Raw genomic sequence first — 23722 nt, 5'->3', positions numbered from 1 at the left:
CCTCCCACCTAGTCAGCCGGTGCCATTCGTAGTATCAAGCGCCGGTTTATCCAGTGGGCCATGATCAACAGACCGGCCCCCACGATACTGACCAGTATCTCCCAGATACCCGTAAGGTAAAGCGCAACTATCAGCAACAGCGCCCCGGAAAACCCGACAACCATTATCGCATGACGCTGATGATGCCGGCAGGAGGTGGGGAAACTGGCCAGTGCCAGGATTAATGCCGGCACCAGCAGTGCCAGGTGGAGCAACCCTTCTTCCAAGAACCTGCCCAAAAACCCGAGGCCACCCAGGGCTGGCAACACTGGCGTCAACACACAGTGCACTAGGCATAGGCCGGAAGCGAAGATTCCTACAATATCTCTCACAACAATTCTTCTAATCCTTTCGCGCTCAACCCAGAAAGGCGCTTTATTCAACAGTATAAAGTAATGATACATCATATCATGAAGTAGTTTGCCAGAGTAACCCAGGGCAAGGTACTGGGGATCTTGCCTCGTAAACGGGCACACTCGGGCCTCGTACATTGTTTGCTACCTGAATTATTGCAGCAGGCATATGTCGCAATATTTACCGATACTAGGGCCTTTCTAACAACCTGGGTTCGGCCTTGAACTGCTGAACCGAACTCGTATTCACGCGTGCATTCGACAGACGGCTAGATATTGAGCGTCGAACAGGTAAGGACATCAGTAGCAGCAATCCCGCGCAAATACCCGGCAGACCCTCATAAATGGCAGAATGCCACCCCAGATATCGCCAGAAAAGTGCTACTGCCAGGCCGAAAACAACAGCAAGTATGCTCAACCGCTGACTGGGCTGATAACCGAGGCACAGAACAATGAGTAAGGGTGCAAACGCGCTGGCCAACGCCGACCAGGCCATAATCACCAGGCTGAAAACGCTTTGACTGTTGATAAGTGCCAAACCCAGAGCCCCGAGAGTAATCACTACAGTCACCAGTTTAACCAGCACGGTGCGTTTGATCCTGTGGGGGAACAGATCGTGGGTAATGGCTGCCGAACAGCTCAACACCAGAGAGTCGGCAGTGGACATGGTGGCGGCAAATATACCGGCCAAAATCAAGCCGACCAGTGCTGGTGGCAGCAGCTCTAGCGCCATTGTGGGTAAGGCCAACTCCGCATCGAAGCTACCCGTATCGGCCAGGTAAATGCGCGAAAGCATCCCGACACCAGTGGCCATGGAATAAAATGCCAAGAACCACAGGTAATACCAGATCCGCGCCCGACGCATTTTCGTATTGTCGTCTAACGCCATAAACCGGATCATAATGTGTGGCTGGCCTATGACGGAGAGCCCGGCAAACATCCAGCTGATCGCAAACAGCACGCCACCGGCCAGCCCCGGCAAGGCCAGATCCCGGGGAAACCAATCGAGTAAACCGGGCACCATTTGCATCTGAACAAGGGCACTATCCATCCCACCCAACGCCCCCACAGCCACGGCCAACAATAGCCCCATGGCGAAGATCATGATGATGGATTGCGCCGCATCCGTCCAGATTGATGCGCGAATGCCGCCGGCAAAGCAGTAGAGGGTCACCAGCACAGTGCCCATCGCTGCGCCCGCCCAAGCGGGCCAGTCAAAGAGCACATGCAGGGCTTTGCTCCCTGCAACCAGCTGCGCACTGGCGTAAGCCAACAGAAAAACAAGCGAAATAATCCCAATCAGGCGCTGTAGAGCACCATTATTGCCACCGTACCAATTGCTCAGCACTCCCGCATAACTGAATTCATCAGACCTCGATGTGGCGGCACGCAAGCGTGCGTGAACAAATGTGGAAGCCAGAAAATCGCCGCTGATCCAACCAAACATAAGCCAAATCGATGCCAACCCAGTAACATAGGTGTAACCGATAACGCCGATAAACATATACCCGCTGTTGTTGGTCGCAACCGCGGATAAACCCACAAGCCAAGGCTTGATCGCACCGCTGGCAATATAATAATCGTGGCGGGTACCGCGGCTTTTCCACATAGAGGATAATCCAATCAGGGTAAACGCCAACAAAAAGCCTATAAAGGAAACGATCATGTTTGCATCCTTAGATGGAGTACCTGCTCGATAATTCTGATCGGAAAAACGTTTTAAAAGCGGTACAAATTCCTGTGTAATTTTCGATGAAAGCAGATATCCACACCGATCAACCTATTAAGCGTGGCCAAATCCTGCTCACAGCGTTCGGCAAGGCCGCCGTGACTTTCGAACCAAACCGCTTTCGTGCAGTAACGAGAGCTAAACCTCAGTTTCACTCCAGTTCTATCACATGCAAGTTTTCAGACAACGCCAAAAGCGATAAATTTTGGATCAACAGGTAGCTTGACAACCCCCAAACTCTAGGTGCAAAACTGCTTCAACGGCCCATGTAGTGAGATCTTACTGCTCGCACCACGTTCCATCATGGTTCTTTCCATGGGCCTTTCCAAATGCGAAATCAGAAGGTACTAGGAGGCCAGAGATATTGCTCTGCCGTGATCATGCACTTCCACCAGACATCCGTGTAAACTCTTTATCGCCAATGGATAATCATCCTCATTAATAATAAATTGTATATCGACTTGACGCATGGACTGGTGGATAGCCAGTACGCTGATTGCCTGATTGGCAAGCGCGGATACGGCTTTGGCCAGAATACCGGTAATTTGCATATCGCTGCCAATGGCAGAAACGACCGCGACCTTTTGCAGATTGATATCCGCTTCCGGAAAGCGCTCCTCAAGGACGCGGCGAATTCGCTTGATTGTTTTCAGGTTAGTCGACAAATAGTGCGTAATGGTATTGGCATTGATATCTTTGGCAACGACACTCGTCCTAAACCGACCAATGACACCAAGAATCTCCCCGTCATAGCCAGACATATTGCCCGCCATATCCTGATCAAACAGCTCCAGCGCATAAACGCCCTTGCACCCGGCGATAATCTCGACCTGCGGGGTGTCGCTGATGTAATCAACCGAAATCAAGGTGCCCGAATGTTCCGGTTCGAAGGTATTTTTCACGCGCAGGGGGATATTGCTTTGACGCAAACCCTTGGCTGCTTTGGGATGTATGGCCTCCATCCCCAGGTTGGCCAGTTGATCAGCAACATCATAATTGGTTCGGCCTATGGGAACCGCATTTTGCTCGCCGACCATGCGGGGGTCGGCGCTACTCAAATGAAACTCCTTGTGAATAATCACTTCCCTGGCTTGGGTTAATACCGCAATACGGCTAAAGGTCATCTCACTGTAACCGCGATCAAAGGTCGACATCAGACCATCTTCGCTATGTGCATAGCCGGTGACAATGGGCAACTGATGCTTGAGGTCAAGATGCTCAAAAGCAGATTCAATGCGTTGATCCAACGGGATATGGTCCCCGCACTGCCAGCCAGTCAGATCCACAAAGTGAGCATTAACATCATCGCGCTTTAGCAGCATTGTCGTATTCCAGGCGCTGTGTGCCTCACCGATGCTGGCCAACATCTCCCGCACCGTTGCCAGATGCGAACCCAACGCAAAATGTCCGTGCTGACACAGCCGCTGCAGATCACTCAGGCATCGCTCGGCGTCATCGAGTCGTTGTCCTATGAATCGGTTGGCCTGCTCCAGCAGGTACCCTTCGCCAAACAGGCTTTCATTGATAGCGAAGATCTCAGCTTTTAAGTCTGCCAATGCCGATTGCCAGCTACTGTCATTGACGCTGCTGGCGAATAGGGCATAAATGCCCGGCTGGCCATTTTTTTTGTGCTCCAGCAGGCGATTAGTAATACCAGCGTAGGCAGAGACCACCAGTATCCGCTGATACAGAGCCTCACCTCCTGCCAGCTTAAAGATAATATTGTCGCGAACGGCGGCATACGCACTCATGGAAGTGCCACCTATCTTTTCTACGGTGTGTAGTGTCATAAGCGTTCTCGTCGTCTTCCTCTGCGCAATTGACGCATCGACGTACAACTAGCCGGTCCTGGGAAATATCACAGCACAGACCTAACAGCAACTGGCATTCTCACTGTCAAGCCATATCCGGTTCGGTATCGACTATTTGAGTTCATTCCGAGCGATCTGAACCAACCGCTCTTCAACTCCCAGGGAAATGGTCAAATCCAGGCTCACTGATTAAGCATCCGCTTGTTTTGGTTTGGCTGCCGGCTTCGACGTTCCGGGGATGCATTCCAGTTCTTTGATCTGTCTGTGAATTATATTGTTAACAGAGATAACTTTTCTGTCATTCATTCAGTTTCTCTGGTTTCAGAGGGGTGATGGGCTCAATACATGCTCTACTAGAAATATATTCAGGGCGCGGCGGCTTGTCACAAAAGGGAGCCCCCACCCGATTGCTCAGCGCGTTATAGACAATAAACACATTGGAGCGGGGATAGGGTGAAATATTGCCATTGGAACCGTGCAGGATATTGCAGTCGAATATGATCATGCTGCCCGGTTTTCCTTTTGCCACCACAATGCCTCCCGCCTTCGCCATCTGGCTGAGACAGTCATCACTGGGTACGCCGTACTCCTGCTTTTTCAGCGACGCTTTAAAGTGGTTTTCAGGGGTCTCACCCTCGCAAACCACATAATGCTTGTGTGACCTGGGGATCAGCATCAGCGGGCCGTTGTTGTCTGTGTTTTCTGTAAGTATGATCGACATGCTCAGCGCCCGCATCCGCGGCATTCCATCCTCCACATGCCAGGTTTCAAAATCCGAATGCCAGTAAAACTCCTTGCCGCGAAAGCCGGATTTGTAGTTAAGTCGCGATTGGTGAATATAGACTTGGTCGCCCAACAGGTATTGCGCCATGCCGGCCATACGGGTGTCACTTGCCAGTTTGGAGAATACAGGACTGATTGCGTGTACCTTGAACACCGAACGCACATCCCCACTACCAAGCTCTGTAATCCTTTCGCCGGAGGCCTGAATACCCGGATCACGCCTTAAACGATCTGACTCTGCCTGAAAAGCCGTGACTTCTTCGGCACTGAATACACCTTTCAGCAACAAAAAGCCCAGCTTTTTATATCGCCGCACAAGAGTAGGCGCTATGGGACTATCCTCGTCCTTTTTCGCGTAAACCACTGGATCCTGACGCTCTCGGATAGCGGCACTGCGACCTCCGCGGGACGGATAGCGATCCTCGGTGCGATCAGAAGTAGAGGTATAGGCCGTTCTCACCCTAATGTTTCCCTTTCTCAACCCGTCACTGGTTCAGCTTCCAGTTCGTAAGCACCGTCGGTATTGTGTACCTCCTTACCGTTCAGGGGCGGATTAAATACACATGCCATCTTCATCTGTTTAAATGCGCGCAATACGTGTTCGTCATGCTTGTCTAGGATGTAGACGGTACCCGGTTTTATGGGATAGCGTTTGCCATCAACCAGTGTTTCCACTTCCCCTTCGCCCGACATGCAGAACACGGATTCCAGATGATTTTGGTAATGCATCTGGAAGTCCGCCCCTTCATAAATGGTGGTAATGTGGAAGGAGAATCCCATATTGTCATCCTTGAGCAGCAAGCGGGTGCTTTCCCAGTTGCCGTCAGGTGAAACGATTCTGCGATTTGTTTTTTCCGCTTCCGCCAAATCTCTAACAATCATTAATTGCTTTCCTGCTCTTTGATAAATTTCATTGCAATCGCCCTATTGAACGATCCACGGACCGTGCTATTTCTCCGCCCGAGACGCACAATTTAAGATCTTTTTTGAGCAACAAGTGATTGGAGTGGGACATAATCCACAAATCACCGCACCCACTGAGACAGTGAATCAACTCCCGGGATGGCCCCTTAAACGTCATACTTGTAGTGAGCAACCTGTGTCCCTCCATCAAATACACGGCAGCATGGCTTTTCGCCCGCTGCCTACTGCGCGGCTAGCTTGCCAGACGGCCAAGCTCGAAGTAATTGATCTCTTCAGGGATGGAGCTTTCTTTAGCACACACTTCCATGATAGCCTGCTCAACGATATCGATCCCTTTATTCAGATTGTCGTCACTGATAATCAGCGGACACAGAAACTTGACTACGTGATCGTCGGCACCACTGGTTTCAATAATAAGTCCCAATTGAAACGCCCTTCGGGTGATTTTCCCGGCGATTTCTCCATTGACACAGTTTATTCCCTGGAACATGCCGCGACCACGGGTGGTAAATTGGCCCTCACCATACTTCGCCACAATGGCGCTCAGGCGTTGGGAGATATACTCGCCTTTGCGCTTGATTTCATTGGAAAAGGTATCGTCCGACCAATAGTGATCCAATGCGGCTTTAGCCGTTACGAACGCAAAATTATTACCACGAAAAGTGCCGTTATGTTCGCCGGGCTTCCACTGATCCAATTCGGGTTTGAACAGCACTACGGCAAAGGGCAGTCCATAACCGCCTAGCGATTTAGACAGTGTGACAATATCCGGCTTGATGCCAGCCTCTTCAAAGCTGAAATAAGCGCCTGTGCGACCACAGCCCGCCTGGATATCATCCACGATCAGCAATATGCCATGTCTTCTGCAAACCATCTCAAGGTTTTTCAGCCACTCAACACTGGCAACGTTGATACCGCCCTCGCCTTGAACCGTCTCGATAATCACAGCTGCCGGCTTGTCCACGCCACTGCTGGAGTCCGACAGCACCTTATCCAGATAAGCACTGGTATCAATCTCTTCGCCCAGATAGCCATCGTAGGGCATACGAACAGTACCGTTGAGACTGACTCCCGCCGCACCGCGATGGTGGGAGTTACCGGTCGCCGCAAGCGCACCTAGTGTCACTCCGTGAAAACCGTTGGTAAAAGCAATAATAGTTTCTCGACCCGTTACGTTGCGCGCCAGCTTGATAGCGGCCTCAACAGCGTTGGTACCTGTGGGGCCGGTAAATTGCATCACATAGTCCAGTCCACGTGGCTTCAAAATTTTTTCGTTGAAAGCCTCGAGAAACTCCCCCTTGGCCTTGGTGTGCAAATCCAGGCCATGGGTAATACCGGCACTGACAATGTATTCAAGCAGTTTTTCCTTGAAAAGCGCATTATTGTGGCCATAGTTAAGTGTGCCGGCGCCCGCCAGGAAATCCAGGTACTCATTTCCTTCTTCGTCGTAGATAAATTCGCCCTTGGCCCGGTTAAACACGCGCGGGAAAGCACGTGCATAACTCTGCACCTCCGACTCTATTTCCTCAAAAATTTTCATTATGATATTTCCTAATTTATATCAAGCGGAAGCCGAATTTAGTAATTCGGCTTCCGCTATTGGACCTATTCGAACCAGCATTTCTGTTTCATGCTCCCCGGCGAAATGACGGTCCCGGTCAAATTCCACGACTGACTCTATGCCTGCCTGTAGCCTGCCGGCCAAACCGGTAAACAGGGCCCAGGAAGCGGCATTGGCTTCGGTAATGGTGGTTTCAAGGTAGGTAATCTTGCGACATTGCGGACGATTTAAAATATGCATGAGCATCCGGGTTGCCAGCCCCTGGCCGCGTGCCTGCTCACTCGCAGCAACCTGCCAGATAAATAGGGTATCGACCCTCTCCGGCGGCATATAGCCGGAGATAAACCCAACTAGCTCGCCTCCTGAACTGGCGGCTACTGAAGTGCCGGCAAAGTGGCCACATTGCAGCAAATTGCAATAAATGGAGTTGGTATCTAGAGGCGGGCATTGTTGAATCAATTTGAAAACCGACATGCCATCTTCAGCAACCGGGCGACGTAACTCGATCTTTTTTATCAGGGTTTCAGGCATTTTTACATTCAATACTTTAATTTAGATCTCTATATATAAAATACACTATAAGCTACTTAAGTATTGAATTTAAAGATTTTTTAATGAGGCTAATTGACTTTTCCAGATAAAATTCTAGTTTTTTCTGAAATATTATTTAGATCTGTAAGTATCGTACACTAAACATACAAGATAAACAAGTCCGGTTTTTTTGGGATAGTTATTGGAATACTTCAGAATTAACAGCACAAAACCGGATCTATTTTGCATAATAGATGAACAGTCTGTTCAATCCGGGGGGCTGGTGAGAGAGATCATTTATTACTCGGCTCTGGCCCCTGTACCGGACTCTACGGAAGCATTTGAAGCCGCCCTGAAGTCCGCATTGAGGTTTTGGCGGTCGCCTCCGACCGGCGGCTGATTCTACTGGTATCGACGATCCCCAGCAAAGACTGGTGGATTATCACCCTGGAAGCTGAAATGAGGCCCTTTGGGCTGACGGTGGATCGGATTGTAGAAATAAAGTGTTTTCGGGTTTCTGATATTGACACCCTGGCACACAAACAGGAGAGTATTCTCATCAGGAGAATCATCCACCACCAGAAGAGCCTGTTAATTTGATACTGGTGGACTTCGCTGCCTGGCTGATTTCCCTGGCTTTGGAGGAATACCCCTATCGGCGCAAGGCGCTTTCTGGAATATAATCCTCCCCCTGTTCAACCTTAAAAGAAAGAGTCTAATTTGAATCGCATAGAAGAAGTACTGGTCGCACTGCGACGCGTCATCAGAGCTACCGACCTGCACTCAAAATTCCTGGCCAAAACCTGTGGTTTGACTGCCCCGCAGATTTTGTTATTACAGACGATCAGAGACAAAAATGAGGTCACGATCGGCAAACTGGCCAATGAGGTCAGCCTGAGCCAGGCAACAGTTACCACTATTCTCGATCGACTGGAAAAACGTAATCTGGTTTACCGTGAGCGTTCAGCCCAAGACAAACGAAAAGTTCACGCCCATCTGACGGATGATGCTCTGGAAGTACTAAAGAACGCCCCAATCCCCTTGCAGGAACATTTCACCCGACAATTTTCTGATCTGCAAGAGTGGGAACAAACAATGATCATCGCAGCGTTGCAACGTGTAGCGCATATGATGGACGCGCAACATATTGATGCTTCTCCGGTACTTGATGTTGGTACAATTGACAGGTTAACACCTTCGATAGAAAAAACAGGTGCCTACCCGGAATCAGCGAAGGAATCGGAATAAGCAATAGCTAAGGCCGTAGGTTATATCAACTTGCAAGCAATTTTTGGAGCAGCCTTTACCTGCAGCCAAAAAATATTTTATAGCTGCGGTGAACTTAAAGAACAAATGTTACTGCGTGACCAACAAAGCTGTGAAGCATAGAAAGAGCACCTCTAAAAATTAAATTTTCTCCGCTTTAATGGGCTAAAAGACCCGGACTATGGTTGAATTTAGCATTCAAAAAGTAATTTTTAGAGATGCCTTTATATCCAACCATTATCTAGTGCTTGCTTAAGAGCCTCCATTCGGCTATTAGCGTTTAATTTCCCCAACGCAATTGATAGGTAGTTTCTTACGGTGCCAGTAGAAAGATGTAGCTCATTTGCAATATCTTTATTATTTAAACCAAAAGAAATAAGTCGTAATATATCCTTTTCACGCTCGGTTAACGGGTTAGGATTAAGTTGTACTCCTAAATTTAAATTTTTTGAAATAATTGTTTTTCCTTGATATATGGCAATCATTGATTCAATTAATTTATTGATTGGCATGTCTTTGGTTAGATAGCCGTTAACTCCAATATCGAGAGCTTTTTCCAAATAACCAATTTTGGCAAATGTAGTCAACATAATTATTTTTGTTTCAGGTTTAACTTTTGTTATTTCTTCAGCCATTTCTAATCCTGAAAAATTCGGTATTTCTACATCAGAAAGCACCATGTCAACAGTGTGCTCTTTAATCCAGTTTAATGCTTTGTGTGCGTCAGTAAATGTTGCTATTACTTCGAATTCTTGTACGGCATCTAACAATAGCTCGAAAGCATCAAGTATTGTTCTTTGATCCTCAATAATTATTATTTTTATAGTCATGCTTAAGAGGAAACGTGGTTGATATGTTAAAACCATCATCATTGGTAATGGTATAATTACCAGACAAATTTTCAACTCTGGATTTGATATTATTCAATCCATTCGATTTATTCCAATCAATTAGTGAATATCCATTATTTTTTATGATTAATCTAGCCTCATTATTTTCTTTAGTAAATTGGATTTCACATTCATTTGCATTGGAATGCTTAATGATATTGGCTGTGGATTCATTGATAATATACAACACCTGTTGTTTTTGGCTTTCATTTAATTGTATTTCAGCGTCAATGGTAATGTTAGTTTTGATTTGAGCCAGGTTTAAGGTTTCTTGAATCTCAGCTATTTGCTTTGAAAAGTCACAAGTATGAGAGTTAGTGATTACACGCCGAATGCTTTCTAGGGATTGCCTCATTAAAATTTCAAGTTGTTCAAATTTTTGTTTAGAATCCAAGGTTAATTTTTTGTCTTTATAGGCTGCAACTTGTGCGAGTAAAACTCCTTTTGATAATAAAATGCCCAATGAGTCGTGTAAGTCCTGGCTTAGTCGCTCACGTTCTTTATAAGTAGCATACCAAATTTTTTGATATGACAATGTTTTATTTTTTTCATCTCTATATTTTTCTATTCTTTTATTGACAACAACAATAACAGAAACCAAGCCAGCTACTAACCAAAAGTAAGCGGGTAAAGAAAATATGATGGTGATGGATACTATAGAAATAGCAATAGCCGATAACCATAAAACAGCAGTTTTATCGCTTTTAAAACTCTCGGCGGCAACACTACAAAATATAAATAATACACTGGCGCTATAATTATAAATTGAAGTAATTATAGCGATAACCAATATTAAAGCTAAGTAAAAATTTTTTGCTTTTTCATATTTAAAACTATTTAAAAATAGGTAGGCAAAGGACGTCAAGATAAATAGATCTAAAATAAATTCTGACAAGATAAATGGTTTGAAGCCATATTTTAAGAAATAGACAGACAGGTAGAGCAAAAAAATATAATTATTATTTTTTAGTGCGTTTATTTTAATTGAATTAAATGTCATGTAGTACATCATATATTGTTAGTTGGCGATCCGAGCTTTAATCCATAAATGCAATAAGCGCCGATGCAGCATACTAGTGTAGAAGCAACTACCGTGGCTAACCAAAAGTACTCTATCGGAAATATATTTTCTAATCTAGGCCATATCGAAGGTAATCTAGTGCCTACTTCAGAAAACGCCGCAGCAACTAAGCCAATATATGACCAAAGCATATACTGATAGTGATTATTTAACCACTTCTTTTTTGGCTTCTTCATTATAACAGGAATAAATCCGGACAATAATGAAAAAGACCCTACAAGCGCAGCCCAATGAAATATGCCCCATGAGCCGAATAGATCATAAATTGAAAAAGCAGATGCCAGGGTAAATACCATGGAAACAATGTAAGTGTAGCCAAGTATTTTGTGATGTGAACTACCTTTCTTTTTAAATAGTATCACGGTACCTGAGAGTAAAGCGGCTAAGGCAGCTAAGGTATGTGCAAAGCCTAATGAGTGATAGAAAATCATGCTAATAGCCCCTTTATGCCGAGAATTTCACAAGGAGTTCTTTAGCCCATGAAAAATTTTCATTATATCTAAGTGCTTGTTTAAGATCATTAATTGCCTCTTCTGTCTGTTTGTTTTTCTTATGTAGTATGGCTCGCCAAACTAGAGTTTCTTCAAGCCCCCAGTAAATACTTCTATCTATATCATGAGAGTATAAGGAAATAGCTTTGCTAAAAAACTGCATTGCTTTTTTATTACTGCCACCGAATATTTTTGGTGTGTGGTGCGCATTAAGTCCTTTTACTAACCAAATTTGCGGATTATTACTGTCAATATTTTGAGCCTTTCTAATAGCGTCTGTTGATTTTTTACCATTAATAGCACCACTAAACGCGTTTAAACCAGCTTTAAGTGCATACACTGAAGCTAGTAAACTATAATTAAGAGAGCTGCTCTCTATCGATTGATTAGTGAGAATGGATTCTGCTTCATCTAACAATAGTTCAGCGTCATTTTTTTTGTCATTAAACATCAATAACAGTCCTAATCGATAATTCATATAAGCCATTTCATAAGATGAAGCGGAGGTTGATTGTGCTTTTATTGTATTCAGTGCCACTAAGTTTCTAGTTAAGTAAGCGTCAGTTATGTCACTAACTTTATTGTTTGTTGCACTTACTGGTATGGTAATAAAAATGGCATATAATAGGCTAATTTTTACCAGTCTTTTTAGTGTTGATTCCATATAAATAACCAAGTTAACTGAAATTCACTATATCATCTAATAAGTTATCGTTTGAAGTAAGTGACAAATGTCATGAATAAATGAAGCCCAAATTCAACTTCTAAGTGCATATCTTTAGCAGTAGAAAAAGCGGTCAGTTGCCAGTAGGCTTCGCACTTTTTCTCCGCAAAGAGATAAACGATATAGCACTACAGGCAACTGACTCAGTAAATAGACACCGGCGAAGCCGGTGGCTTTAAACGTGAAACGTTCAAGGCGGTCTGTACGGAACTAACGTTCCTTGGGCCCCCAAAGGGGGCTGCCTGTCTACGATACTTTTGTGATAAAAGTTATATGGTACTTACACTCCCATTTCGTGTGACTTAAACTGTCCACTTGTCTCATGGAGACTCCTTTGTGTGTTGCTTGGCGGCTCACACACTGGAGTTGCTGTGCCTCCCCGGCAAAGCCAGGGGTCTCTCTTTTGGACTAGTTCAAGATAATGACACTATTTTCCGGGACCACAAAATGGGGTAGAAAGGGGCAAATCTGTCATGTCACGCCAAAAATGCAAAGCGGTTGTGCTTAGCCGCTTACTACTACCTACAAATTGGTAAATAAGTATCTAGACATTGGCATAATATTCAAGGATTTTCCAAAGGTCCAAATCTATCTCATATCACAGCTTAGCCCACACCCTGTCTGGATACTTTTGATCTTATTAGTACGCTGGTCGATGCGGGGTGTATTGAGGATGAACGCTACCGGCGCGGTGAGACTATTTGCCAGCAGTTGGCGGTGGCCGATCTGGTGGTGGCAAACAAGTCTGACCTCTATGGCCCCCAAGATTTGGGAAATCTACGCTGTTTTCTCTTATTTTGGGGCAACGGCAAAGAAAAACTACCTCAAATGATAAAACAAGGTCGCATCGGGAGCGATTGACTTCCAGATTGCCTCTGGTCACCAGCATGAACAGCCAACTCTACCGCGCCGGCGAATAAACAGGAACCGCTTCCTGAGTGTGGTTATATCCGCTTGGAGAACAGTGGCGAGGGTTATCACAGCTGCAATTGGCACTTTGCTTCCAGGTATGCTCCTGATTATGAAAGGATTTTTTCTCTGATCCGTGGTGCTGGAGTTGGAAGAAGGCAGGGAATTTTTATCAGCGAGCAGGGTGTATTCGGGTTTAACAAGGCGGACAAGGTCTTGACCGTTCTGGAACTTGATGACACGATGAAAAGCCGGATAGAGGTAATAGATTGGAAGAAGCGGGACTGGGATAGGATGGAGTCTTCCTGGATCGGTGCACTGGGGGATGGCTGATAGAGCAGGCCCCTATGCTTTTTGCCAACAAGCTGAAAAGCAACAATTTTTAAAATATTGGCGGGTTAGAAGCATCACTATTTGGTCTCCTGAGACGGAATCACCTGCGGTAAATTTGACAATAACTTTCTCAAAGACAGTGCATACCTAAACTGCGCTTAGTTGCAACCTGAAGTAAATCAATGAACAGACATCTACTCGGCCGCCTGGGAGCGGCACTACTTGTCATGTCCGGCATTGCCGAGAGCTTTGCCGCGGACCCCCTGAATATCACCGGAGACAAGTTTCGTCAGCTGGAAGCGCTTTTGCCCACGCCAAATGCCTATCGAGCAGCTTCGGGTGCGCCAGGGCACGCCTATTGGCAGCAGCAGGCGGATTACGATATCAAGGTTTCCCTGGATGATGATAAGCAACTGATCATCGCTTCTGAGACAGTGACTTACACCAATAATTCTCCGGATACCCTGCGCTATTTGTGGCTGCAGCTGGACCAAAACCGCTTCAAACCGGATTCTGCCGGTAATTTGGCGGCAGCGGTGAATCTGGAATCCATTGCGCCAGATACTATCCCTTTCGGAAGCTTTCGCCGGGCAGTCGTATCTAGTGAGTTTCCTGGAGGATACCAGATTACCAAGGTGGCTGATAATAGGGGCCGCGACCTTCCCTACACAATTGTCGATACAGGTATGCGAATTGACCTGCCGCAACCACTGGCTTCGGGCGCTAATGTGCGCTTTCAGGTTGACTGGGCGTACAACGTGATTGAGCAGAAAGCACTTGGGGGCCGTTCTGGCTATGAGTACTTTGAGCGCGATGATAATTACCTGTACGAAATAGCCCAGTGGTTCCCCCGTATGGCCGCCTATAACGATGTAAGTGGCTGGCAGAATAAGCAGTTTCTCGGACGCGGGGAGTTCGCTTTGGAGTTCGGTAATTATCGCGTAGCCATCGACGTACCGAACGATCACATTGTTGCTGCCACTGGCGTTCTGCAGAATCCAAAGGATGTGCTCACCACGCAACAACGTGAACGCCTGAGGAAGGCGCACACCGCTTCGAAGCCGGTGATGATCGTCACTAAGGAAGAGGCGCTGGAGAACGAAAAGCGCCGTTCTAGCAAGCGTAAGACCTGGGTTTTTGAGGCAGAAAATGTCCGCGACTTTTCCTGGGCGTCCTCGCGCAAATTCTTGTGGGATGCGCAAGGTTATAAGAAGGGTGGCACCGACACCATAGCGATGTCTTTTTATCCCGAAGAGGGCACGCCGCTGTGGGACAAGTATTCCACCGAGTCCATTATACATACAATCGATGTGTACAATCGCTACAGCTTTGACTATCCCTATCCGGTATCTATTTCAGTCAACGGTCCTGTGGGTGGGATGGAATACCCGATGATCACCTTCAATGGTCCGCGCCCGGAAATCGATGAGGAGGATCGCAGCAAGCGCACCTATTCCCGCCGCACAAAGTATGGACTTATCTCGGTCATCATTCACGAGGTGGGACACAACTACTATCCGATGATCATCAACTCGGATGAGCGCCAGTGGACCTGGATGGATGAAGGGCTCAACACCTTCGTGCAATTTTTGGCTGAGCAGGAATGGGAAGAGAAATATCCGTCCCGTCGTGGTGATGCGAGAAAAATTGTTGAATATATGAAAAGCGAGAATCAGGTTCCGATTATGACCAATTCGGAATCGATTCTTCAATTTGGCAATAACGCCTACGGCAAGCCCGCAACGGCACTGAATATTTTGCGTGAATCCATCATGGGGCGCGAGCTGTTCGATTTTGCATTCCGTGAATATGCCCAGCGCTGGAAATTCAAGCGACCAATGCCAGCAGATTTCTTTCGCACCATGGAGGATGCCTCGGGTATGGATCTGGACTGGTTCTGGCGCGGCTGGTTTTATACCACTGACAATGTGGATATCAGCCTCGACGCGGTGCACCACTACACCGTAGGCACCAAGAATCCTGAAGTAGAAGGACCGTGGAAGCGGGCTCAGCGTGAACGTGAGCCGAAGACAGTGACGGCTATTGAAAACCGTGCGAGAAAATTACCTCGTATTGTTGACGCCAAACCCGAGCTCGAAGACTTCTATAACAAGCACGACGAATTTGATGTTTCCAATGCCGACCGCAATAGTTATCAGGGCAAGCTCGAAGGGTTGGAGGACTGGGAAAAGGACTTACTTAAGGTAGAGAGTAATGTCTATGTGCTGGATTTCAGCAATATCGGTGGCTTGGTGATGCCCTTATTCTTACGCCTGGAGTACGAAGATGGGAGTGTTGAAGACCTGCGCATACCAGCCGAGATCTGGGCGCGCAATGCTAAAAAGACTTCCAAGCTGCTGGTACGCGACAAAAGCAAGAGGCTCAAGCAGGTGATACTGGACCCCTATTGGGAAACCGCGGATGTAAACGTGGAGAATAATTTTTACCCGCGCCGTATTATCAAGTCGCGCCTGGAACTGTTTAAGGATGAAAAGAAGCGCAACCTGATGAAAGACTGGGATGTCGAGTTAAAAGAGGCGGGCTAAGCCCATTAAGAGGGGCGCAGTTTGCCACTATTTTGTGTCGACCCGCCCCCTTTTGACTTTCAAATTTGGATTGGCCACAGTCTACCAAACCCCGGTGATTAACATGAAAAACCCTTTATCCCTGATATTGATTATGGGGATGCTGATGTTTGCGCTGCACACAAAAGCCCACCGCTATCACTTCGGCTTGACTGAAATTTCACTGAATGAACGTGCGCAAACATTAGAGATTTCCCATCGTTTTTTTGTTGCCGATATCGAGAAGGCGCTGTCGCTCAGTGCCAGTAAAACGTTAAAGGACGCACAAAAACAGATGGAGGGCTATGTAAATGCCCGTTTTCAGGTTAGCGATGGCAATGGTGATGTGCTGCACCCACAGTGGGTGGGTATGGAAGCGGATGTACATGATATCTGGATTTATCAGGAAGTCCCCCTGGCTGGTGTCCGCCCTGGAAAATTCGAGTTACGGCAATCCATGCTAATGGAAATAGAGCAGGATCAAATCAATACGATTAATGTAAACTACAATGGAAAAATGCAAAGCTATACCTTAAAGCCGGGGAGTAGCTGGGTTGAAATAACTTTATAAGCAAAGCAATTCTTCCTGGGATATGTGCTTATTCCTGATTTACTTGTGGCAGATGATTACTAATCCAATATTGCCGAAGTGGGATTGTTCAATTGACCGGGCGCCGGAAGGGGCTGCAGGTGAATCATAAGAAGGCCTGCCTCCTATACAGTGAGGTGACCCGGGATTTGCAGACGGCGTTGTCACGAGGGTATGCTGGTCGAGTGCCAGCTTCTGATGCCGCCAGAGGCCCAGAGCCACAATTATCCACAGGCTTCCATAGAATAGGCAGCTCTTGTGTCGGCTGAGATGGCTTATAGGCTTAATGTCAATTATGACAGGTTGGCTGACCCTGTTTATCCCTGGCAGCTTTTGCACCAGGTAGTCAGGTTGGAAGTGGCGCTGATTCCGCTCCGCTTCTGCTGCTTGTCGCATTAATCTTTCCGGTTATCGATGCATGTTTCTCCTTCAGAGGATCTATCCGGTGGGCGAGGGTACAATGGCATTTTGATACAATGTATCCTAATGCTGTTTTAGCGGATGGCCTGCCGGAATATTGAGTAAGCTCTCAGTCAAAGTCTCCCTTAATTTAGGAATTTCAGAGTAATTATGAAAATAAAAACTTCTATCGTTTTCAGCGTCATGACCACTGCATTGCTTGCCGGTGCCAGCCATGCCAATGCTGCCGGGCCGGAAGACAGTATTTCCACCGAGGGTATGTGGCAACCACACCAGTTGCCGGAATTGTCGCAGGAACTTCGCGGCCATGGTCTCAAGTTAAATCCGGACAGCATGACCAAACTCACCGAGTTCCCAATGAATGCGGTCATCAGCTTGGGAGGGTGTTCCGCCTCCTTTGTTTCTCCTACGGGGCTTGTGATTACAAATCATCACTGTGCCTATGGTTCAATTTCGTATAACTCTACCGAATCCCGGGATTTACTGGCGGAAGGTTTCCTTGCCAAGGATCTGGCCGAAGAGTTGCCTGCCGCGCCCGGGTCACGCGTCTATGTGACCGTATCAATGAGTGAAGTCACTGATAAGGTAAATGCGCGTCTGGACGATAAGATGGATGGCGCTGCACACTTTGCAGCGATTGAAGAAGCGGAGAAGTCGCTGGTTTCTGAATGTGAGGAAGATCCGGGGCATCGTTGTGAGGTATACAGCTATTACGGTGGGCTTAACTACTACCTGATAAAACAACTGGAAATTCGTGATGTGCGCCTGGTTCATGCGCCTGCGTCCTCAATTGGCAAGTTCGGTGGTGATATCGACAACTGGATGTGGCCGCGTCACACCGGGGATTACGCTTTTTACCGCGCCTATGTTGGTAAAGATGGCAAGCCCGCCGATTACTCTAAGGACAACGTGCCCTACAAGCCCAAGCACTTCCTGCCTGTGGCGGCGAAGGGGCCTATGGAGGGTGACTTTGTGATGGTAGCCGGATATCCCGGACGTACCAATCGCTATCGAACCGCACAGGAGGTACAGAGTAATTTCAGCTGGTACTATCCGACCATGCAGCGGATATTGGAGGAGTGGTCGGAAACTATTGCTGAGGCCACAGCCGATAATAAAGATGCTGAGTTGAAGTATGCCAGCCGGGTCGCGGGACTGAATAATTATTCTAAAAACTTCACCGGCATGATGGAGGGATACCAGCGCAGTGATCTGTTGCAGCGGAAACGCAAGCTGGAAAAAGCGTTACAGGCTTGGGTGGAGTCAGACGAGGCCCGCCAGAAAAAATACCAGTCTACGCTCGATGATCTGAAGGCATTGGTCGTTGAAAAACAATCAGCCCGGGAACAAGACCTGGCTCTCAATTCTATGGGCCGCTCCGCTATGCTGGGTGCAGCGGGACAATTGTACCGTTTGGCAAAAGAAGGGGAAAAGCCTGATTCTGAGCGCAAACCGGGCTATCAGGAACGGGATCTGACACGGTTTACTGAGCGTATGCGGCGTATCGAGCGCAGTTACGACGCATCTGTAGACAAGCAGGTCTGGCTCTATTTTCTGCAACGCTATCAGGCGCTTCCAAAAGAGCAGCGTATTGCCAGCTTTGATCAGTTCCTGAAGATAGGTACTGGAAGTGGTGACTTGAGCGCGACACTCGATAAAATGTACAAGGATACAAAACTGTCTGACGTACAGGCGCGCGAGGCCTGGATCGGCAAAAAGCCAGGGGATTTCGCTGATAGCAAAGACCCGTTTATCCAGTTGGCAGTGGCGACGTACGATGACATGCTTGCCCGGGAGAGGCAGGAGGAGGCCATGCAGGGGCGCTTCGCGCAATTGCGCCCCCAATATATGGCGTTACTGATCGATTATTACCATTCCCTGGGTAAGCCGGTTTACCCCGATGCCAATAGTTCTCTGCGTGTAACTTATGGTCTGGTTAAAGGATACCAGCCTCCCGCTGGTACCATCGAAAAGGCTGCGGACGGTAATGATGGAAAGCAGGGATTTGTGCCCTTTACAACATTGCGTGGGATCAAAGCGAAGTACACCGGCGAGACTCCATTTGATGCTCCAAAAGCCTTAATGGAAGCTATCGACGATAAAAAATTCGGCCGTTACTACAAAAAGCAGCTTGACTCAGTCCCGGTCAATTTCCTCAGTACTGTGGATATTACCGGCGGAAATTCCGGATCTCCTACCATGAATGGGCGCGGAGAGTTGGTGGGTGTGGTGTTCGATGGGACCTACGACAGCATCAATGGAGACTGGGATTTTACCGATAACACCCGGGCTATTCATGTGGATATCGCTTATATACTGTGGGTGATGGAGAATATTGATGGTGCTGGTTACCTGGTGCGAGAGATGGGCCAATAATCTTGAGTAGTTAGTCCGTGACACTGCCAGGGAAGGCGAAAAGACGGTAATGGCTTGTAAAGCAGCGCGATATACTGCCGGATCGGAAGGAAAGAATACCCCTCCCCCAGGATGCGCTGTGAATACATCCCTGTACGCTCGTAATCGGCATCTATGCCTCATAAGATTTTTGAAGAGGGGTATGCTCCCCTCTTGCCTTAAAGGTGCCAGAACGAGGCAGAACAACCATTTCGGGGCACATTTCACAGTCCCTCAATACGTCGTCCTATTTAAGAAGTGTAATTTCTGAACCTGCGCCCACAACTATCGAATTCAAGAATATCGCAATCAGCAACGATAGTATTCTCGAATTACTCCCCAAGAATGACTTGCCACACCTCTAGCGTATTTGTGACCAGGCAGAAAGAGAGGGTTGAAGCCGCTCCAAAAACCTATATCAACTGCAAATTTCAACCCATCTAATCTACAAAATCTATTCTTCGATACGCTGATAATATGAAGTTGCACTCGGCACTGTCAGTGACATTTCTTTGGTTTGACGCCTTGCATTTCGATGAAATGTGAGTTCGACCATGCCGATCCGCTGCGCAAAGGCAGGGAACATAAAGCGGTTTGGCCCTGTCGGGATAAGCTGCTGCCAGCGATCGCTGCCCCGACGGCTAATTTGAAGGCCGCCGTCTTTCAAGGCGATCTGAACTGTTGCATCGAAGAACCTGCCAACCATTTGCTCTCGCATCGAAAGAGGAAAACTATCACTTGGCCTGTATGCGCCCTCGAAACTGGCCAATTGTTCCGCACCAATTTCAAGCCTTGAGATATATACTGGCCGATTATGCGACCAATCAAACACATCTGCTGCTGAATTTCTGATTTCAATAATTAGATCATTACCCCGCGCACCATTGGTTAAAATAACAAGTCCATCACCAGTTGCCAGATTGCCTTCGATCCATGCTCTATAGCTATTATTTGCACCGCCGTGATGAAAGATCAGGTCTTGTGAGCTACCATCAATCATTGGCCCCATTCCATGTTTGCTAGGCGTAACCTTAGTCATCATGTCTACAGCCAGGTCTCGCGGTAGAAAACCATGCTTTGTGCGAAAGCTATTGATCAGGGCCGCGGTTAATGTCCCTAAATCATGTGCACTGGTCCATAGGCCTGATGCCGCCATTTCGGGCATCGCTTCATATCCGCGTGGCAGGGCCACAGGATTACCGTCCCCATTATGCGCTTTAGCCACATTTTGGGTGTCCATGGGCAGCGGGTTGGTGAAATTGCTCCGGGTCATACCCATTGGAGTAAATAGCATTTTCTTCGCGGTAGCCGGATAGCTTTCACCGGTAATATCTGTCGCGACCAATTGCGCTAACGTATACCCGCCGCCAGAATATTTATACCGATTACCAGGTCTATACAAAAACTCTAGGGGGCCATGTTGGGCAGGGCTAACCCCGTTCAGTGTTTCTATTACCGTTGGCAGTTCTTCACCTGGAAGGAAATCAGCAAAACCATGAATATTAAATCCCGCAGTATGGGACAAGATCATGCGCAGCGATACGCCATCATCGGTCAGTCTATCTGACTTTGGTAGCTGCCATGACTTCAGGTACTGGGTAATATTCCCGTCAATATCAAGCAACCCGGCCGCATCCATTTTCAGCAATATCGTTGCCGTTGCAATCTTGCTAACTGAGCCGGCGGAGAAAAGCGTATGGCCGTCTATCTTTTCCCCTGAACCACGTTGCAGAACACCAAATCCTTCTGCGTGAATAAGCTTGCCATCTTTGATAATACCGATAGCCACGCCCGGTACGCCATAATACTCCATACGGTCCGCCAGCGTATAACGTGGCATAACATCACCAACCACATAGCGTGGGCGCAAATTGTCGATTAAGCCATTTAAGGTATTATGACTTTCTGCTGCATGTAAAGGCATAGCCAAAAAGGTTGCCATGGCACCTATGATGCCCACCCATTGTTTTAAAATATCGAGCGTGTAGTGCATTGTAATTCTCTTTCAAAGATTGCCGTGCATGGCGCCCATTAATGGGAAATTCCACTTTTTTGATTGCGACGCTTTCGTATGGCAACCAGCTCTTATTGCTTGACCTGGTTAGCTAAACCTCGGGAAAAGGTGTTTAGTCTTCGTGATCCAGAATGCTCTTGGCACCATTTTTTTTCAAAAGTGCGACCATTGCACGCCCGCCTTTCAATTCTGCCTGGCCGAGAGGAGACCGGTACTGCGCAAGTGGTTCAGGGTTATCTGTTTTAACTTTCAGATTAACGTCAGCACCACGATCAATAAGATACTGCGCGACTGCAAGCTTTCCATTGCGCGCAGCACCGATCAGGGGCGTTTCATCACCGAGGACAAATCCATCGACTTCTGCACCAGCCTCGACCAGCATCCTGACCATCGTCAGATCACCGTTGCGTGCAGCCATAATCAATGGATTGCCATCTCCTGGTACAGGTTGATTTACGTTGGCACCATGATTAATCAGGTAGCGGGCAAGCTGTGTATGTCCACGACGTGCAGCAACCACAAGCGGCGAACCGTCACCACGGACATAGCTATTGATGTTGGCGCCATGACGAACGAGCAGATTGACCATAGCTAGATCATTTTTCTGAGCAGCGATGATCAGTGGATTACGAACTCCACGCACAGGTTTATTGACATCGGCCCCGGCATCCAAAAGCGCCTTGGCTATCGTGACATTGTTTCTGTAAGCAGCGGCAACCAGCGGGGTTCCGTCTCCACGGAGCACATAATTGACGTCTGTCCCTGCTTTGATATAAGTGCGAGCCACATCATCCTGGCGTCTTAGGATTGCATTCACCAGTGCCCGGCCTTTTTCCTCTTCGGGTAAGGAAGCAATAACGTTTTGGTTCTGTTCAACTACTTCTGAATCCTCTCGGTCAATTGTGACCACATGGCTGGAAAGAGAAGCCCATGCAACAGTCCCAGAGGTTGCGGCAACAGCAATGACTGCAATTACTCCCAAGGTACGACGCGTGGCTGACATTTCTCTACCTGCAAGGCTGGCAATGCGTTGTTTCAGAGGGTGAATACTGTGAAGCATCCATGTGCACCCAAGGGGTGCGGATTGCGACATCAATTGGGACTTTAGAAGTGTTTCTGCATACGTTTGACGGTGACGGCCATGCCTGCGCATAACCCGTTCATCACATGCAAGTTCCTGGTCAACCCGCATCAAGGCAAAAGCAATATGAGCAAGCGGGTTAAACCAGTTAAGCGACTTCAGCATCAATGCGAAGGCGTTAACGCGCATGTCTCCGGCTTGAATATGGGACTGTTCATGCGCCAAAATAAGCTGCTGTTCGAGCGCAGAATATCGTTGATCGAAGTTTGAGGGCACAATAATACGGGGCGTAAAAAAGCCGATCACAGCAGGGCCAACATATTCATGTTCTGCCACAAAAACATCACCATCACCCTTGCGGGACAGCTTGTTGTCTTTCACATAGCGGAAATGCCGGTAAACGAGGACGCCTGCATTAAAAGCAAAGCCCAAAATCCACATGGGCAAAATCAGCGATGTCAAAAATGCCGGGATTGAGGACCCAGCCTCTACAATAAAACCTTTAGTAGTTGTCGGAAAGGCCTGCTTATCCTGAACGGGTGTAACAAGTGTCTCATTGGCAGCTTGCTTAATCTCAGTTGAGGGCACCAAGTTCAGTGCAGTCGGAACCCCGATTTGGATACCTGCCGGTATCAGGCAAGCAAACATGGCAATAGGAACGATTGTCCAAAAAGCATAAGCAACGCGCGCATCAAAAAGCGTTCTTAGCTTCTTACGAAAAGCCATCACGATTAATATTGCGCCGGTGCTGCCCACCACCATTTGCAGGAGAAGCGCCAGGCCATCAAAGGCCAAAAGATCAATTGTCATTTTCAAGCTCCCTAATCGCCTTTTTCAAATCCGCAATATCCTCAGCGCACAAATTTTCATGTTTGGAAAAATGGGCAAACAACGAGGACACCCGACCTTCAAACAAGCGATCCAACACCCCTCGGCCCTCTGCGCTCATGTAATCTTCACGGGTAAGGTTTGGACTATACAGATACTTACGACCATGCTTTTCTGCGGATATTGCCTCTTTGGACATTAGCCTGTTCAAAAGTGATTTGATCGTACCAACGCTCCAGCTTTGCTCTTCGGCAATTTCCGCTGTTATGTCCTCGGCGCTTAAGGGCTGGGTGCGCCATAACGCCTCCATTACCTTGCTTTCAGCTACGCTGATAGTTTTTTTCTCGTCTGTCATGATCCTTATGTTTACATCCGTAATCACATAAAGCAAGCATTTTGTTTACATC

Annotated in this window: 20 protein-coding genes; 6 read left to right on the top strand and 14 right to left on the bottom strand. The window is 47.4% G+C overall.

What is annotated here, in order from left to right; genetic code table 11:
• Positions 1 to 8: 8 nt before the first annotated feature.
• From Q1A48_RS12975 to ectA, 7 genes are all read right to left on the bottom strand, one after another.
• Positions 9 to 371 (bottom strand): MerC domain-containing protein, encoded by a 363-nt coding sequence (locus Q1A48_RS12975; RefSeq protein WP_299945516.1) that lies wholly within the window; start codon positions 369 to 371, stop codon positions 9 to 11.
• A gap of 211 nt (positions 372 to 582) precedes the next feature.
• On the bottom strand, positions 583 to 2058 hold the full coding sequence (locus Q1A48_RS12970; protein WP_299945513.1) for a sodium/proline symporter: 1476 nt from the start codon (positions 2056 to 2058) through the stop codon (positions 583 to 585).
• Positions 2059 to 2468: 410 nt separating this feature from the next.
• Positions 2469 to 3911, bottom strand: coding sequence for an aspartate kinase (locus Q1A48_RS12965; RefSeq protein ID WP_299945511.1), 1443 nt, complete (start codon positions 3909 to 3911; stop codon positions 2469 to 2471).
• Between the two features lie 319 nt (positions 3912 to 4230).
• Complete coding sequence (thpD, locus tag Q1A48_RS12960; protein ID WP_299945508.1) at positions 4231 to 5175, bottom strand: ectoine hydroxylase; 945 nt, start codon at positions 5173 to 5175, stop codon at positions 4231 to 4233.
• Between the two features lie 17 nt (positions 5176 to 5192).
• Positions 5193 to 5597 carry an ectoine synthase gene (locus Q1A48_RS12955; RefSeq protein WP_299945505.1) on the bottom strand — a complete coding sequence of 135 codons (405 nt, stop codon included), beginning with the start codon at positions 5595 to 5597 and terminating at the stop codon, positions 5193 to 5195.
• A 274-nt stretch (positions 5598 to 5871) separates the two neighbouring features.
• Positions 5872 to 7179 (bottom strand): diaminobutyrate--2-oxoglutarate transaminase, encoded by a 1308-nt coding sequence (gene ectB, locus Q1A48_RS12950; protein WP_299945502.1) that lies wholly within the window; start codon positions 7177 to 7179, stop codon positions 5872 to 5874.
• A 21-nt stretch (positions 7180 to 7200) separates the two neighbouring features.
• Positions 7201 to 7731: a diaminobutyrate acetyltransferase gene (gene ectA, locus Q1A48_RS12945; protein ID WP_299945499.1), complete on the bottom strand. Its 531-nt coding sequence runs from the start codon at positions 7729 to 7731 to the stop codon at positions 7201 to 7203.
• 720 nt (positions 7732 to 8451) lie between these two features.
• On the opposite strand from ectA, the gene Q1A48_RS12940 reads away from it, so the two are divergent.
• Positions 8452 to 8979: a MarR family transcriptional regulator gene (locus Q1A48_RS12940; protein WP_299945496.1), complete on the top strand. Its 528-nt coding sequence runs from the start codon at positions 8452 to 8454 to the stop codon at positions 8977 to 8979.
• A 242-nt stretch (positions 8980 to 9221) separates the two neighbouring features.
• Here the strand turns inward: Q1A48_RS12940 and Q1A48_RS12935 are convergent, their stop codons facing one another.
• Genes Q1A48_RS12935 through Q1A48_RS12920 form a run of 4 tightly spaced genes read right to left on the bottom strand, consistent with a single transcriptional unit; the run spans position 9222 to position 12123 of the window.
• Positions 9222 to 9827, bottom strand: coding sequence for a response regulator transcription factor (locus tag Q1A48_RS12935; RefSeq protein ID WP_299945493.1), 606 nt, complete (start codon positions 9825 to 9827; stop codon positions 9222 to 9224).
• Positions 9802 to 10887 (bottom strand): histidine kinase, encoded by a 1086-nt coding sequence (locus Q1A48_RS12930; RefSeq protein WP_299945490.1) that lies wholly within the window; start codon positions 10885 to 10887, stop codon positions 9802 to 9804. Before Q1A48_RS12930 ends, Q1A48_RS12935 begins: the two co-directional genes overlap by 26 nt.
• A gap of 8 nt (positions 10888 to 10895) precedes the next feature.
• Positions 10896 to 11399, bottom strand: a complete 504-nt coding sequence (locus Q1A48_RS12925) for a DUF2306 domain-containing protein (RefSeq protein WP_299945487.1) — start codon at positions 11397 to 11399, stop codon at positions 10896 to 10898.
• Positions 11400 to 11412: 13 nt separating this feature from the next.
• Entirely contained in the window at positions 11413 to 12123 is a 711-nt protein-coding gene (locus Q1A48_RS12920; protein WP_299945484.1) for a hypothetical protein, read from the bottom strand.
• A gap of 681 nt (positions 12124 to 12804) precedes the next feature.
• On the opposite strand from Q1A48_RS12920, the gene Q1A48_RS21855 reads away from it, so the two are divergent.
• The 5 genes from Q1A48_RS21855 (at position 12805) to Q1A48_RS12900 (ending at position 19374) form a co-directional block, all read left to right on the top strand.
• Entirely contained in the window at positions 12805 to 13044 is a 240-nt protein-coding gene (locus Q1A48_RS21855; protein ID WP_366523413.1) for a GTP-binding protein, read from the top strand.
• Between the two features lie 93 nt (positions 13045 to 13137).
• Complete coding sequence (locus Q1A48_RS12915) at positions 13138 to 13425, top strand: hypothetical protein (protein WP_299945481.1); 288 nt, start codon at positions 13138 to 13140, stop codon at positions 13423 to 13425.
• 182 nt (positions 13426 to 13607) lie between these two features.
• On the top strand, positions 13608 to 15971 hold the full coding sequence (locus Q1A48_RS12910; RefSeq protein WP_299945478.1) for a M1 family metallopeptidase: 2364 nt from the start codon (positions 13608 to 13610) through the stop codon (positions 15969 to 15971).
• Between the two features lie 103 nt (positions 15972 to 16074).
• Entirely contained in the window at positions 16075 to 16560 is a 486-nt protein-coding gene (locus tag Q1A48_RS12905; protein ID WP_299945475.1) for a DUF6702 family protein, read from the top strand.
• A 588-nt stretch (positions 16561 to 17148) separates the two neighbouring features.
• Positions 17149 to 19374, top strand: a complete 2226-nt coding sequence (locus Q1A48_RS12900) for a S46 family peptidase (RefSeq protein ID WP_299945472.1) — start codon at positions 17149 to 17151, stop codon at positions 19372 to 19374.
• A 472-nt stretch (positions 19375 to 19846) separates the two neighbouring features.
• Here the strand turns inward: Q1A48_RS12900 and Q1A48_RS12895 are convergent, their stop codons facing one another.
• The 3 genes from Q1A48_RS12895 to Q1A48_RS12885 all read right to left on the bottom strand — a co-directional run bounded on the left by Q1A48_RS12895 (position 19847) and on the right by Q1A48_RS12885 (position 23670).
• Positions 19847 to 21385 carry a serine hydrolase domain-containing protein gene (locus Q1A48_RS12895; protein WP_299945469.1) on the bottom strand — a complete coding sequence of 513 codons (1539 nt, stop codon included), beginning with the start codon at positions 21383 to 21385 and terminating at the stop codon, positions 19847 to 19849.
• 133 nt (positions 21386 to 21518) lie between these two features.
• Positions 21519 to 23297 (bottom strand): M56 family metallopeptidase, encoded by a 1779-nt coding sequence (locus tag Q1A48_RS12890; protein ID WP_299945467.1) that lies wholly within the window; start codon positions 23295 to 23297, stop codon positions 21519 to 21521.
• Positions 23287 to 23670, bottom strand: a complete 384-nt coding sequence (locus Q1A48_RS12885) for a BlaI/MecI/CopY family transcriptional regulator (protein WP_299945464.1) — start codon at positions 23668 to 23670, stop codon at positions 23287 to 23289. Before Q1A48_RS12885 ends, Q1A48_RS12890 begins: the two co-directional genes overlap by 11 nt.
• Positions 23671 to 23722 lie beyond the last annotated feature (52 nt).

The organism is uncultured Microbulbifer sp. (genome assembly GCF_947489355.1).
Lineage (GTDB): Bacteria > Pseudomonadota > Gammaproteobacteria > Pseudomonadales > Cellvibrionaceae > Microbulbifer.
This window is presented reverse-complemented; position numbering and strand designations above follow the sequence as displayed.

Bases quoted from the DNA above. Each gene is read 5' to 3' on its own strand.
- Q1A48_RS12900 (WP_299945472.1), top strand. From the start codon at position 17,149: ATGAAAATAAAAACTTCTATCGTTTTCAGCGTCATGACCACTGCATTG.
- ectB (WP_299945502.1), bottom strand. From the start codon at position 7,179: ATGAAAATTTTTGAGGAAATAGAGTCGGAGGTGCAGAGTTATGCACGT.
- Q1A48_RS12895 (WP_299945469.1), bottom strand. From the start codon at position 21,385: ATGCACTACACGCTCGATATTTTAAAACAATGGGTGGGCATCATAGGT.
- Q1A48_RS12955 (WP_299945505.1), bottom strand. From the start codon at position 5,597: ATGATTGTTAGAGATTTGGCGGAAGCGGAAAAAACAAATCGCAGAATC.
- ectA (WP_299945499.1), bottom strand. From the start codon at position 7,731: ATGCCTGAAACCCTGATAAAAAAGATCGAGTTACGTCGCCCGGTTGCT.
- Q1A48_RS12935 (WP_299945493.1), bottom strand. From the start codon at position 9,827: ATGACTATAAAAATAATAATTATTGAGGATCAAAGAACAATACTTGAT.
- Q1A48_RS12925 (WP_299945487.1), bottom strand. From the start codon at position 11,399: ATGATTTTCTATCACTCATTAGGCTTTGCACATACCTTAGCTGCCTTA.
- Q1A48_RS12930 (WP_299945490.1), bottom strand. From the start codon at position 10,887: ATGACATTTAATTCAATTAAAATAAACGCACTAAAAAATAATAATTAT.
- Q1A48_RS12910 (WP_299945478.1), top strand. From the start codon at position 13,608: ATGAACAGACATCTACTCGGCCGCCTGGGAGCGGCACTACTTGTCATG.
- Q1A48_RS12965 (WP_299945511.1), bottom strand. From the start codon at position 3,911: ATGACACTACACACCGTAGAAAAGATAGGTGGCACTTCCATGAGTGCG.
- Q1A48_RS12885 (WP_299945464.1), bottom strand. From the start codon at position 23,670: ATGACAGACGAGAAAAAAACTATCAGCGTAGCTGAAAGCAAGGTAATG.
- Q1A48_RS12905 (WP_299945475.1), top strand. From the start codon at position 16,075: ATGAAAAACCCTTTATCCCTGATATTGATTATGGGGATGCTGATGTTT.
- Q1A48_RS12920 (WP_299945484.1), bottom strand. From the start codon at position 12,123: ATGGAATCAACACTAAAAAGACTGGTAAAAATTAGCCTATTATATGCC.
- Q1A48_RS12970 (WP_299945513.1), bottom strand. From the start codon at position 2,058: ATGATCGTTTCCTTTATAGGCTTTTTGTTGGCGTTTACCCTGATTGGA.
- Q1A48_RS12890 (WP_299945467.1), bottom strand. From the start codon at position 23,297: ATGACAATTGATCTTTTGGCCTTTGATGGCCTGGCGCTTCTCCTGCAA.